The organism is Mycobacterium timonense, from assembly GCF_025821985.1.
GTDB classification, from domain to species: Bacteria; Actinomycetota; Actinomycetes; order Mycobacteriales; family Mycobacteriaceae; genus Mycobacterium; species Mycobacterium avium.
Genome location: NZ_JACKSY010000038.1, coordinates 1 through 12,745, shown reverse-complemented (window position 1 = coordinate 12,745; position 12,745 = coordinate 1). Strand labels below are relative to the sequence as shown.

Below are 12,745 nucleotides of genomic sequence, written 5' to 3'. Positions count from 1 at the left end.
ACTAGTCGCGCGTCAGCTTCCGGTGGGTCACTCGGTGCGGCCGGGCCGCTTCGGCGCCGAGCCGTTCGATCTTGTTCTCCTCGTACGCTCCGAAGTTGCCCTCGAACCAGAACCACTTGGCCTCGTTGTCGTCGTCACCCTCCCAGGCCAGGATGTGCGTGCAGGTGCGGTCCAGGAACCAGCGGTCGTGCGAGATGACCACCGCGCAGCCCGGGAAATTCACCAGCGCATTCTCCAGCGAGCCCAGGGTCTCGACGTCCAGGTCGTTGGTCGGCTCGTCCAGCAGGATCAGGTTGCCGCCCTGCTTGAGGGTGAGCGCCAGGTTGAGCCGGTTGCGTTCGCCGCCGGACAGCACGCCGGCCGGCTTCTGCTGATCCGGCCCCTTGAACCCGAACGCCGACACGTAGGCGCGCGACGGCACTTCGTTCTGGCCGACCTCGATGTAGTCCAGCCCGTCCGAGACGACCTCCCACACCGTCTTTTTCGGGTCGATCCCGGCGCGGGCCTGGTCGACGTAGCTGAGCTTGACCGTTTCGCCGACCTTGACGGTGCCGCTGTCGGGTTGTTCCAGCCCGACGATGGTCTTGAACAGCGTGGTCTTGCCGACCCCGTTGGGGCCGATGACGCCGACGATGCCGTTGCGCGGCAGGGTGAAGGACAGGTCCTTGATCAGGGTCCGCCCGTCGTAGCCCTTGTCCAGGTGTTCGACCTCGACCACCACGTTGCCCAGCCGGGGCCCGACCGGGATCTGGATCTCCTCGAAGTCGAGCTTGCGCGTCTTCTCCGCCTCGGCCGCCATCTCCTCGTAGCGCTGCAGGCGGGCCTTGCTCTTGGCCTGACGCGCCTTGGCCCCGGACCGCACCCAGGCCAGCTCCTCGCTCAGCCGCTTCTGCAGCTTGGCGTCCTTGCGGCCCTGCACCGCCAGGCGGTCGGCCTTCTTCTCCAGATAGGTCGAATAGTTGCCCTCGTAGGGGTAGGCGCGGCCGCGGTCGAGTTCGAGAATCCATTGCGCGACGTTGTCCAGGAAGTAGCGGTCGTGGGTGACCGCCAGCACCGCGCCCGCGTAGGCCGCCAGGTGCTGTTCGAGCCACTGCACGCTTTCGGCGTCCAGGTGGTTGGTGGGCTCGTCCAGCAACAGCAGGTCGGGCTTGGACAGCAGCAGCTTGCACAGTGCCACCCGGCGGCGCTCGCCACCGGACAGGTTCGTCACCGGGTCGTCGGGCGGCGGGCAGCGCAGCGCGTCCATCGCCTGCTCGAGCTGCGAATCGAGGTCCCAGGCGTCGGCGTGGTCGAGCTCCTCCTGCAGCCGGCCCATCTCCTCCATCAACTCGTCGGAGTAGTCGGTGGCCATCAACTCGGCGACCTCGTTGAAGCGGTCGAGCTTGACCTTGATCTCGCCCAGGCCCTCCTCGACGTTGCCGCGAACGGTTTTCTCCTCGTTCAGCGGCGGCTCCTGTTGCAGGATGCCGACGGTGGCGTCGGTGGCCAGGAAGGCTTCACCGTTGTTCGGCTTGTCCAGGCCCGCCATGATCCGCAAGACGCTCGACTTACCGGCGCCGTTAGGGCCGACGACACCGATCTTGGCGCCTGGATAGAAGCTCAACGTGACGTCGTCCAGGATCACCTTGTCGCCGTGCGCCTTGCGGACCTTCTTCATCGTGTAGATGAACTCAGCCATGCCGCGGTTGTGCCTTTCTGATTTAGCGAGTGATCTCGCGGACCATCCTAGGCATCGCGCGGTGGGCGGATCCCGCAGCTAAGCGGACAGTGGCACCGGGCCCGTGTCGACGGGCTCGACGGTGTCGCCGCGATCGGCGTCCTCACCAGCGGCGTCGGCCGCCTCCGCCGCGGCCGGGGTGGCCTCGTCGGTGCTGGGACCGGTGTAGCCGGGCTTCTCGATGCGCACGATCGCCCGGGACACATCGGGCCCGACGGAGGTTGCCCGCATCTCCAGCGACGAGCGACGGTTGCCGTCGCGGTCCTCGTACTCGCTGGTGTAGACGTGGCCCACCACGATCACCGGTGCGCCCTTGCCCAGCGCGGCGCCCACCCCGGTGACCAGCCGGCCCCAGCAATTGACGTTGATGAACAGCGAGTTGCCCGGCTCCCAGCCGCCGTCGGCGGTGCGGCGGCGTGAATTGCTCGCGACGCGAAACTTGATGACCTCCTGGGCGCCGACCTGGCGTCGTTCGGGGTTGTTGACGATGTGGCCGACCACGGTCAGCGGGGTTTCGAACATGGGCTGATCCCTTCCTGGTGTTTCTCTGGCGTGGCGACGGGCTCCTGAGCGCGTCACCGTTCTCATGGCCGCCAGTAAGCCCGGCGGCACCGACGAGGCGAGGGCCCGACGCGCCCCGGGCCGCGAACCTGTGGAAGGAACGGCGACTGTGGATGAATCGGCGAGTTCACGACCTGCAGATCCTGCAGGCCCGGTATCACTACGCCTGACCGGTCGCGGACCCTTCGCCCGGCTTGTCCCGCCCGGCCAGCTGGGCGAGCATCGCGTTGTAGGCCGCCAGCTCGGCGTCGTCGTCGCGGTCGGCGGCCCGGTCCAGCCGCTTGGCGGTGCGCCGGTCGCTGCGCGCCCACTGCACCAGCAGCGCCAGCATGACGATCACCAGCGGGAATTCGCCCGCCGACCAGGCGATGCCGCCGCCCAGCCGTTGATCGCCGAGCAGATCGGTGTGCCAGCTGAAGCCCAGCGAGCGGTAGTAGTCGGCGCCCAGCACCTTCCGGGTTCCCATCAGCACCACCCCGAAGAAGGCGTGCAGCGGCAGCGAGGCGAACACCACGGCCAGCTTGGCCAGCGGCGGGATCGGCCGCGGCGTCGGGTCCACCCCGATCACCACCCAGTAGAAGAGGTAGCCGCTGAGCAGGAAGTGCAGGTTCATCAGCAGGTGCCCGGCATGACTGCTCGCGGTGGTGTCGAACAGGTTGGACAGATACAGCCCGTAGAAACCGGCCACGAACAGCACGGTGGCCACCACGGGGTTGGTGAGCAACCGGGAGAACCGGCTGTGCAGCGCGGCCAACAGCCATTCGCGCGGTCCCGGCGGATCGCCGCGGCCGGCGGCGGGCAGCGCGCGTAACGCCAGGGTGACCGGGGCGCCCAGCGCCAGCAGGATCGGCACCAGCATGGACAGGCACATGTGCACCACCATGTGCATGCTGAACATGGCCGGCATGTAGCGGCCGACCCCCGACGACGTGACGAACAGCAACACCAGGCAGCCGAGCAGCCAGGACGACATGCGGCCCGGTGGCCAGCGGTCGCCGCGGCGGCGCAGCCGCACCACACCGGCGACATACAGCCCGGCCAGGACGATGGCGGCGGTGCCGAAGATCAGGTCGAAGCGCCAGTCGAACAGGATGCGCGTCAGCGTCGGCGGTCCGTCGAAGTCGTAGCCGATCTCGGCCTCGGCGATCGAGGGCAACCGGGCCGGCGGCGGTGGGGGCGCGGTGCGGCCCAGCCCGACGGCGATGCCGAAGGTCAGGCCGAACAGCGCGGCCTCGATCAGGGTCAGCCGCAGCAGCGCGCGGCGCGCCCGCGCGAGAGTCGAAACCGCTTGCAGCGCCGCCACATTCACCCGCCGCTGACGCCAACCCACGCCGCCCAGCAGGCACAGCGCCGCGGCTTTGGCCAGCACCAGCCGGCCGTAGCCGGTGGCCAGCAGGTCGCTCGGCTGGACCCGCACCGCGGCGTTGACCAGTCCGCTCAGCGCCATGGCGACCCAACACCACAGCGCGATGGCCGAGAAGCGCCGCGTCGCCAGGCCCAGGTGACCGCCGCCCTGACCGCCGCGCAGCGCATAGGCCAGCAGGGCCAGCAAGCCGCCGGCCCACAGGGCGGCGGCGACCAGGTGGATCAGCAGGCCGTTGGTGGCCAGGTCGTGCGAGCCGCCGGCGGACGAATGCCCGGTCAGGCCGAGCGGGATCAGCGTCGTCAGCGACGCGGCCAGCAGCACCGGGGCCCACGACCAGCGCAGCACCGGCAGGCTGGCCAGCGCGATGGCCGCGGCCAGGATAGCGGTCCAGCGCCAGGCCGAGGCGGTGGTGATGAGACCGGCCAGCGACCACATCTGGGCGGGGCGCAGGTCGGCGACGGGGTGACCGGACACGTCCGACAGGGTGAGCGGGACCAGCAGGGCGGCGCACACCGCCCACACCCCGGACGCGACGGTGCCCAGTCGCAGCGCCCGGTAGCCGTCGGCGTCGAGCACACCGCTGGGTTGCGGCGGCACCAGGAAGGCGGCGAACAGGAAGGAGCCGACCGCGAGCACCGCGGCGATCTCGCCGGCCGCGCGCAGGAAGGGCAGTCCCAGGGTGGTCACCGGGCCCGGGTCGGGCAGCCCGGTCGCGGTCAACGCGCTCGCCAGCGACAGCGTGCCGATCCCTGCGGCCGTGCAGCCGGCCAGCACGGCGACGCCGGCCAGCACCGGCCACACCTGCGTGCGGTGCTGCGGGACGGCCTCGGTCGAGGCGGTGCCGGCCGGCGGGGCGACGGTCATCCCCCCAGGGTATTGGCGGGGCGGTCGGCTATCCCGGTCGGCTGTCCAGGCTCTCCCGACGCGCCTTGGCCTCCCGGGCCACGAACTGCTCGCGCGCGATGCGGCCGACGTAGTCGAAGTCCTGCAGGATGGCGCGCAGCTCGCGCAGGAACGCGTCCCGTCGTTCGGCCAGGTCCGGGGCGGCCGCTATCAGGTCCTGGTCCTCGACGACCTGACGCGCGGTGGCGAACAGCAGGGTCGACACCGATTCGCTGCTGCGGATCCGGGTTTGTGCCACGTACTGCCGGCCCACCCCCAGGGCCAGCTGCGTCAGTTCCTTGTGCCCGATGTCCGCCGGGGCGTCCCGCAGCACGTCGGCGACGATCTCGTAGGCCTCGAAGAACACCCGCAGCATCGCTTCGGCCATCAGCGGCCGCTTGGCGAACAGCAGCGCGTCGATCTCGTCGCCGCCGGCGGCGACGTGGTCCTCCCAATTGTCGTGCCAGGCCATCTCTTCGGCGATGTTGTCCCGGAACGTCGCCGAGTCCGCGAAGTAGAAGTCGAACTTGAGCAGATCGCGCAGCCGCATCGCCTGGTCCCAGAAGGCCTGCATGCGGTCGCCGTCGACGTGCTTGGCGTGTGCCAGCGCCAGTTCGACGATGGAGGTCTCCAGAAAGGCATGGATCACCGAGTTGCGGTAGAACGCCGCGGCGTGCTGGTGTTCGGGCGTGATCTGCCACACCGGCTCCCGGCCGCCGTCGACCCGGGTGATGGGGTGCCCGTTGGACAGCGCGTCCACCGCCGCCCGCACACCGTCCGGCGAGCGCAGCCGCAGGGCACTGGTCGACATCGGATTCTGTTTGCGTTCCAGGTAATCCAGCGAGTCCTGCAGGGTGTGATGCAGTTGGCGCAGGGTCAACGCCGCGCCGCGGGTGGTCAGCAGCAGCGCGCACACCAGCCCGGTCGCCGTCACCGGGGTCGCCTGCAGGATCCGCCAGGCGACTTCGAAGGACATCTTCTGCAGCGCAAGGCGTTTGGCGTCGGGGTCCTGCGCCAGCGGGCCGTGCGGCGCACCCAGGTATTGGCGCATCGACACGGCCTCGGGGAATCGGACGTAGATCTTGCCGTAGTTGCGTTCGCCCTGCGCCCGGATGAAGTTGTACAGCCAGCCCACGCCTTCGGGCGTCTTCTCACCACCGCGAGCGTAGGCGGCATACTCCGCGGTCTCGTGCAGCTGATCGAAGCTGATCGAAACCGGTTGCAGCAGAATGTCTTCGCTGCGACCGTCCAGGTAGGCGTCGGCAACGTAGGACAGCAGGCCGAGTTTGGGCGGCAGCATCTTGCCGGTGCGCGAGCGGGTGCCCTCGATGGACCAGCTCAGGTTGAACCGCTTCTCGACGATGTAGCCGACGTATTCGCGCAGGACGTACTTGTAGAGCTGGTCGTTGCCGATGTTGCGGCGGATGAAGATGACACCGGAGCGCCGCAGCAGCGGCCCCATCGCCCCGAACGACAGGTTGATGCCGGCGAAGACGTGCACCGGCGGTAACCGGTTCTCCTGCATGGCCACCGGCACCACCGCGCCGTCGATGTAGGACCGGTGCGAGAACAGCAGCACCGCGGGGTGAGCTTCCAGAGCGGTGCGCATCGCCGCCACCTGGTATTCGTCGTAGTCGATCTCGCGGTCGAAGCCACGGCTGATCAACCGGCCGAGCACCGAGACCAAATCGACCGATGCCCGGCTCCACCCGGTGGCGAGCTCGTCGAGCATCTTCCCGGCTTCCTCGACGGTGGCGCCCGGGATCTTCGCCAGCCCGGCTCGAAACCTGTTGGACGCCAAGATCTCCGGCTTCACCAGTCGCGGCGACTTGTATTGCGGTCCCAGTATCCGGTATTCGACCCGCTCCATCGCCAAGATGGCGCGGCGGATGACGAATTGGGCGAAGTCGCGCTGGTCGTCGCCGACGGTGGTGTCGCGCCACTGGCGGCGCAGTTCGGAGACGGTGGCCGCCTCACCGGCCACCACCCGGGCCCGCTGCGGGGCGCGGCGCAGGATCTGTGCTTGCAGACGCTGGTTGGGGTGGTAGGGGTCGCGGCCGGGAAACAGCCCGGCCAGCTTGGCGATTCGCCCGCGATCCGGCGGCGGCAGCCAGAACACCCGCACCGGCACCACCGAGCGGTCGTCGCCGGCCTCGAGACGCTCGGCCAGCGCGGTCATCTCCGTCGGCGGCGCGTCCAGCGCGGGCAGTTTGACCAGCTCGAATTGCGCACCCGGGTGGCCGGCGCGCCGCTGCTCCAGCCAGGCGGTGACCAGGTCCACCTCGACCGGGGAGGCCATGGACGCCAACACCAGCGAGTCTTGTTCGGTGAGCAGCGCGCTGGCGTCTGCCGCCGGTTCGGTCACGGACGCCCTCGGGGCGGCGCTTCGGGTGGGTCGGCGCCGATCGGATCGGTAGCGCGGGAGGGGCTCACTTCCCCGTTGTGCGACGCGGCGGCTTCCGGGTTCGGTGCGGCCGGGGTGGTGCGCGACTTCGGTTCGGCCGCAGTCTTTTTCGCGCGCGTCTTGGCCGCCGAGGTGGCCGCGGTCTTCTTCGCCGCCGATTTCTTGGCGGGGGTTTTGGCAGGGCTTGTCGCGGGGCTTTTGGCGGCCCGGCTGCGCGCCTTTTGCGCCGCTTTCTTCTCCGCGTACAGGTCGACCTCGGGGAGTTCGCCTACCGGCCAGTTGGCCAGGGTGTCCAGATAGAGCTGGCGCACCTCGGCGATGCGCTCCGGCAGCGTGTCAAGTGTCCAGTCCTGCACCGAGATCGGCGGAAAGACGGCCACGTCGACGGTGCCGGGGTTGATGACGGTCGAGTTCCGGGCGGCGACGAGTTCGGCGTTGCGGATCACGATCGGCACGATCGGGATCCCGGCGGCCATCGCAATCCTGAAGGGCCCCTTCTTGAATGGGCCGACCTCGGTGGTGTCGACCCGGGTACCCTCGGGGGCGATCAGGATCGACAGGCCGTTGCGGGCCCGGTCTTCGACCGTGTGCAGCGTCTCCACCGCGGCGGCGGGGTCGTCGCGGTCGATGAACACGCCGTCCAGCAACTTGCCCAGCGTGCCCATCACCGGGTCCTTCTCGAGTTCCTTCTTGCCCACCGCAACCCAGTTGTCGCGCACCAGCGCCCCGGCGATCACCGGGTCGACCTGGTTGCGGTGGTTGAAGATGAAGACCGCGGGGCGTTGGGCGGTCAGGTTCTCCTTGCCGATGACGTTGAGGTGCACCCCGGCGATGGCCAGCGACAACTGGGAGAACGTGGAGGTGAAGAAGTTGACGCCGCGGCGCCGGTTGCGGGTCAGCACACCGACGCCCACCGCACCGGCCGCGACCGGGAACATCGACCCGAATCCGGCGAGGGTGCGCAACTGCCGCCGCAGACCCACCGGGCCGCGGCTGCTGAACCGCAGGATCGGCCAACCGCGGCGCTTGGCGACGGCCGCCATCTTGCCCTCGGGATTGGTCGGCCGCGGATTGCCGACCAGATACATCAGGGCGACGTCCTCGTCACCGTCGGCGTAGAAGTAGCTCTCTTTGAGATCGATGTCGTGCTCGGCCGCAAAGCGTTGCACCGCAGCGGCTTTGCCCGGTCCCCACAGAATCGGCTTTTCCAGGCCACCGGTCAGGATGCCGTCTTCGGTGGTCTCGAATTTGTTGGTGAGGGTGTTGGGGATGCCGAGGAACCGCGCGACCGGGTTCACCTGGATGGTCAGCGCCGACGAGCTGAGCACCACGGTGTGCCCGCGCGCCATGTGGGCGCGCACCAGCTCGCGCATCTCCGGGTAGATCCGGGATTCGATCCGCTGGACGAACATCCGCTCGCCGATCTCTTCCAGGTCGTCGATCAGCCGTCCGGCCAGGGCCGCCGCGGCCTTGCCGATCAGGTCCTCGAACTCGATACGGCCCAGGGTGTGGCTGAGGCCGGCCTGCACCATGCCCAGCAGCTCCCCCACCCCCATGTCGCGGCGCAGCAGCCGCTCCTGGGTCAGGATGACCGCGGTGAACCCGGCGACCAGGGTGCCGTCCAGATCGAAGAACGCGCCGATCCTGGGCCCGGGGGGACTCGCCATGATCTCGGCCACCGAGCCCGGCAGCCGCATGTCGGTCTCCCGCGGCCCGGAATCCTCGGTGCCGCGCTGCGGTGCCGGCTGACGCGAATCGCTCATGAGCCGCTGGCCGATCGCGCCGACACGGCGGACTCCGTGAACGAGGCGGGCACCGCGCGCGGCGCGCCGTCACCGGCCAGGGCCAGGATCTCGTCGAAACCCTCCAGCAGGCACTGGGCGAACAACGCCTCGTCGCGCACCGAGGCCCGGTCGTAGCGCACCGTGATGGTGCACCATCCACCCCGGGAGATCAGCACCACCATCATCGCCACACCGGGAAGCGGGCCGATCCCGTACTGGCGCAACACCTTTGCGCCGGCGATGTAGGTGTCTCCGGGGAAGACGGGAACGTTGCTGGCCTGCACGTCGGAGCCGATCACCGAGCCGGTGATCCCTTCCAGCACCGCGGTGGGCAACACGCTGAGCACCGGTGCCAGCGAGCCGATGATGTTCATCGCGGGCTCGTCGCGGCGCTGGGTCATCTGGGCGCGGATCTTCTTCATCCGGGAGACCGGGTCGACGGTGCCGATCGGAGCGGCCAGGTTGACCCCGGTGAACCGGTTGCCGCCGGCGGTGTCGGCCTCGGCGCGCAGGTTGACCGGCACCGCCATCGGCAGCGTGCTGATCGGCACTCCGAACGCCTCGTGGTAGCGCCGCAAGGCGCCGCACAGCCCGGCGAGGTACGCGTCGTTGATCGATCCGCCGCCGGCCTTGGCGGCCTTGTGCAGGTCGGCGAGCGGGATGTCGATCGCTTCGCTGCGGGTGGCCAGGCTGCGCCGGCGCAGCAGCGGCGACGGCTCGGCGGCCCGGTTGAGCACCCGCATGCCCGACATGGCGTACCCGACGATCCCCGACACGGTGGACGCCGGCTCCAGCACCGCCCGACCGGCCACCGACACCGCCCCGGACAGCGCGCTCACGACACCGCCCACCACCGCGAACGGCAGGTGGTTAATGCCTTGCCGCATCAGGTCATTGGGCGACAGGTCTTGCGGGACGGGCAGCGGCGGCGGCGGCTTGGGCGGTGGATTGCGTTCCAGGTCATAGATTTCGGCGAACATCTGGACCCCGCCGACACCGTCGGTGACGGCGTGGCTGACGTGCAGCAGCGTCGCGGCTTTCCCGTCGGCCAGACCGTCGACCAGGGTGGCCGTCCACAGCGGCCGGGAGATGTCCATCGGCGACTGCAGGATGAGCTCGGCGAGGTCGAATACCTCACGCAGCGTGCCGGGTTCGGCGACCCGCACCCGGCGCACGTGGAAATCGAGGTTGAAGTCGGGATCGATGACCCAGCGCGGCGCGGCGGTGGGCAGGGTCGGCACCACCACCTTCTGCCGCAGCCGCAGCACCCGCCGGGAGGCGTTTTCGAATCGCGCCCGGAACTGCTGCCAGTCCGGGGTGGTGTCGAGGAGCTCCAGCGCCATGATGCCCGACCGGGTTCGGGGATTCGCCTCGCCCCGATGCATGAGGTAGTCGACCGGCCCGAGCTCGTCGGACAATTTGATCGTCTCGACGGACTCAGTCATGGTCATCAGCTCGACGCGCCAACCTTGTCACCGTCGATCAAGCCTCCTGCCTTGCACCCGTCCGCCGCGGTGGTCTCCACAACGCTAGTCGGGTTGCCGCGCTGGTGAAAGAAGCGGCGAAGACTGTGGCTCAGCCGGCGCTCGACTGCGGCTCAGCCGGCGTTCAACTGGCGGAAGTCGCCGGCAGCGGCAGCGAATCCACCAGCGAGCTGACGCGCCGCCCGTAGACCACGCCCAGGAAATCGGCGACGGCGTCGGCGGCCAGCCGGGACCGGACGGTAGGGGTGATGTCGAAGGCGTGGTGCGCGTTGCTCAGTTCGGCGTGGCCCACCGTGCGGGCGCCGGCCGCGCGCAGCGCCGCGCAGAACGCCCGGGCCTGGCCGCTGGGCACCAGTTCGTCCTTCTGGCCGTGCAACACGAAGAACGGCGGCGCGTCGGCGTGCACGTAGGAGATCGGCGAGGCGGCGGCGAACCGCTGCGGGTCGTCGGCGTAGCGGGCCTTGAGCACGAACTGCTCGAGGAACGGGACCATCAGCGGGTGCATGTTCTCGAAGTCGGTGAAGTCGTAGACGCCGTAATAGGGCGCGACGGCCTGCACGGCGGTGTCGGCGTTTTCGAAGCCGGGCTGAAAGGCTGGGTCGTTGGGGGTGAGCGCGGCCAGCGAGGCCAGGTGCCCGCCGGCCGAACCGCCGGTGATCGCGATGAAGTCGGGGTCCCCGCCGTAGTCGGCGATGTTCTCCCGCACCCAGGCGATCGCCCGTTTGACGTCGATCAGGTGCGCCGGGAAGGTGCTGCGCGGACTCTTGCTGTAGTCGATCGAGACGCAGATCCAGCCGAGCTGCACCATCCGGCTCATCAGCGTGTAGGCCTGCGGGCGCCGGCCGTTGAGCGCCCACGCGCCGCCGGGCACCTGGATCAGCACCGGTGCCCGGCAGCCGGGCGCCAGGTCGTCGCGCCGCCAGATGTCCAGCAGGTTGTCGCGCCCGCCCGGACCGTAGGAGATGTCGGACGTCTGCGCCGCGTAGCGGCGGTGCGGCCCCGGCCGGCCCAGCAGGCCACCCCGCCGGGCGCACACCGACGCCACGCTGGTCGGGTGGCATACCTGGTCCCGGAAATCGGGGCCGAGCGACTCCTGCAGCGCCGCGGTCAGGGTGTGGTCGGCGCGCTGCGCGGCCAGTGTTTTGCCCACCCGGCCGATGGAGGGATGCGAGACCCGCGACAGCGCGTGTCCGGTGAGCACGTGCGGCGGAAACTCCGTGAAAAGCCAACCGGCGAAACAGCCCAGCGCGAACGGCCCGCCGCGCAGCACCAGATTGCCGAGTTGATAGACGTCCCGGGCCTCGGCCGCCAGGCGGGCCGCCTGGGCGCCGGCCCAGGAGCAGCGCGAAGTGAGATCGCCGGCCACGCTCATTGCCACGTCACCCCTCGACGTCATGCACACGCCTCGTTCGGTTAACGGCCCGTTGCCGACCGATGATGAACGTGTGTCGAGGTCCACACGATAACCGATACCCACGGGGCGGGAAGGCCTTTCAGGCGCGTGGCGCGGGCTAATCGGGTAGCTGCGCGCGGTTGGATAGACTGACCTGCGTATTGCCTCCGTAGCTCAGGTGGATAGAGCAAGGGCCTTCTAATCCCTAGGTCGCACGTTCGAGTCGTGCCGGGGGCACCGAGACCGTGTATGACCTCGGTTGATGCTTGACGTTTCGGCTTCGGGTGATGCCTGACAGTGTTTCGGCTGATGCTTGACAGTTACTTCGGCTGATGCTTGACACTCCCTAGATGAGGGAGTTGACCGTGGCTGAGCAGCTGTATCGGGCCGTGATGGCGGTAATCAGTGACGGATTGTCGGCGGCGCAGGCCGCGGAAAAGGGCGAAATGGCTCTAGGATTCCCCCCTCATTCGCGCCGGCACGACTCGCGCCATAGCGCAGCGGTTTCTCCACTGGCCACCGAGGACGTTCGGGACGTGAGCCGCCGGTTGGGTCATGCGAAGATCAGCACCACTGTGGACATCTACAGAGCCGTGCTCAAAATTCCGAAACCGGCGGAAAGCTAGCCCTTCTACCCGGCCGGTACCGCTGACAGCGGATACCGTTGTGCCGCTAGAGCGGAAGGCAAACTAGAGACGGTCGGAGAAGCGGTACCCGCAGTGCTTGCAAACTCTAGCTTCATATTTCACGTCTTCGGCGCAGTCGGGGCATGTCTTCACAAGGCCTTCAACGCTCGTATCCGGCACACGCTTCAGCAGCACGCCCACTACCGCAACAGCAACGCCAAACGACATGGCACCCTTTGCAACCATGTCGACACCATCGACACTAAAGATGTAGACGGTGAGGGCCAGCCAAACGCTCCACAACACTATGGGTAGTCCCACTGCGAACCTCCCGAATTGCCTGCCAGCAACGAATCGCGGCTAAATTGGTAAGGCGAATAGTCCGGCTCGCGCTACACGATTCTGGGAACGTCCCGGGGCGTGGTGTAAATAGTGGCGGCGTGTCGGTGCTGATGTAGAGGGCCATCGCGTGAGTCTCTGTGGTGAAACGACCAAGGATCACTACCGAGAGGAACATCGCGATGGCCC

The 12,745-nt window shown here is 68.7% G+C and carries 9 protein-coding genes and 1 tRNA gene; 2 read left to right on the top strand and 8 right to left on the bottom strand.

Going from position 1 to position 12,745, the window contains the following annotated elements; translation table 11 throughout:
- Position 1: 1 nt before the first annotated feature.
- The 7 genes from ettA to lipQ all read right to left on the bottom strand — a co-directional run bounded on the left by ettA (position 2) and on the right by lipQ (position 11,570).
- Positions 2 to 1,678, bottom strand: a complete 1,677-nt coding sequence (gene ettA, locus H7I87_RS10255) for an energy-dependent translational throttle protein EttA (RefSeq protein ID WP_003875831.1) — start codon at positions 1,676 to 1,678, stop codon at positions 2 to 4.
- A 78-nt stretch (positions 1,679 to 1,756) separates the two neighbouring features.
- Entirely contained in the window at positions 1,757 to 2,239 is a 483-nt protein-coding gene (locus H7I87_RS10250; protein ID WP_003875830.1) for a single-stranded DNA-binding protein, read from the bottom strand.
- A 199-nt stretch (positions 2,240 to 2,438) separates the two neighbouring features.
- Complete coding sequence (locus H7I87_RS10245; protein ID WP_023861356.1) at positions 2,439 to 4,508, bottom strand: bifunctional copper resistance protein CopD/cytochrome c oxidase assembly protein; 2,070 nt, start codon at positions 4,506 to 4,508, stop codon at positions 2,439 to 2,441.
- Between the two features lie 28 nt (positions 4,509 to 4,536).
- Complete coding sequence (locus tag H7I87_RS10240) at positions 4,537 to 6,891, bottom strand: glycerol-3-phosphate 1-O-acyltransferase (protein ID WP_019733471.1); 2,355 nt, start codon at positions 6,889 to 6,891, stop codon at positions 4,537 to 4,539.
- Complete coding sequence (locus H7I87_RS10235; protein ID WP_085989676.1) at positions 6,888 to 8,627, bottom strand: HAD-IB family hydrolase/lysophospholipid acyltransferase family protein; 1,740 nt, start codon at positions 8,625 to 8,627, stop codon at positions 6,888 to 6,890. Before H7I87_RS10235 ends, H7I87_RS10240 begins: the two co-directional genes overlap by 4 nt.
- 62 nt (positions 8,628 to 8,689) lie before the next feature.
- Complete coding sequence (locus H7I87_RS10230; protein ID WP_085989677.1) at positions 8,690 to 10,159, bottom strand: WS/DGAT/MGAT family O-acyltransferase; 1,470 nt, start codon at positions 10,157 to 10,159, stop codon at positions 8,690 to 8,692.
- 163 nt (positions 10,160 to 10,322) lie between these two features.
- A complete protein-coding gene (gene lipQ, locus H7I87_RS10225; protein ID WP_031349526.1) occupies positions 10,323 to 11,570 on the bottom strand; it encodes an esterase LipQ in 1,248 nt (415 codons plus the stop codon).
- 184 nt (positions 11,571 to 11,754) lie between these two features.
- Between lipQ and H7I87_RS10220 the strand changes: the two genes are divergently transcribed.
- Positions 11,755 to 11,828: transfer RNA gene (locus H7I87_RS10220), tRNA-Arg, on the top strand.
- Positions 11,829 to 11,956: 128 nt separating this feature from the next.
- Positions 11,957 to 12,217 carry a site-specific integrase gene (locus tag H7I87_RS10215; RefSeq protein WP_224119968.1) on the top strand — a complete coding sequence of 87 codons (261 nt, stop codon included), beginning with the start codon at positions 11,957 to 11,959 and terminating at the stop codon, positions 12,215 to 12,217.
- 63 nt (positions 12,218 to 12,280) lie between these two features.
- Here H7I87_RS10215 and H7I87_RS28965 read toward each other — a convergent pair whose 3' ends face one another.
- Positions 12,281 to 12,538: a zinc ribbon domain-containing protein gene (locus H7I87_RS28965; RefSeq protein WP_080708750.1), complete on the bottom strand. Its 258-nt coding sequence runs from the start codon at positions 12,536 to 12,538 to the stop codon at positions 12,281 to 12,283.
- Positions 12,539 to 12,745: the final 207 nt, after the last annotated feature.

What these genes read in the sequence shown, in the direction of transcription:
- ettA (WP_003875831.1), bottom strand. Translation starts at nt 1,678, where the DNA reads ATGGCTGAGTTCATCTACACGATGAAGAAGGTCCGCAAGGCGCACGGC.
- H7I87_RS10250 (WP_003875830.1), bottom strand. Translation starts at nt 2,239, where the DNA reads ATGTTCGAAACCCCGCTGACCGTGGTCGGCCACATCGTCAACAACCCC.
- H7I87_RS10245 (WP_023861356.1), bottom strand. Translation starts at nt 4,508, where the DNA reads ATGACCGTCGCCCCGCCGGCCGGCACCGCCTCGACCGAGGCCGTCCCG.
- H7I87_RS10235 (WP_085989676.1), bottom strand. Translation starts at nt 8,627, where the DNA reads ATGCGGCTGCCGGGCTCGGTGGCCGAGATCATGGCGAGTCCCCCCGGG.
- H7I87_RS10230 (WP_085989677.1), bottom strand. Translation starts at nt 10,159, where the DNA reads ATGACTGAGTCCGTCGAGACGATCAAATTGTCCGACGAGCTCGGGCCG.
- lipQ (WP_031349526.1), bottom strand. Translation starts at nt 11,570, where the DNA reads ATGAGCGTGGCCGGCGATCTCACTTCGCGCTGCTCCTGGGCCGGCGCC.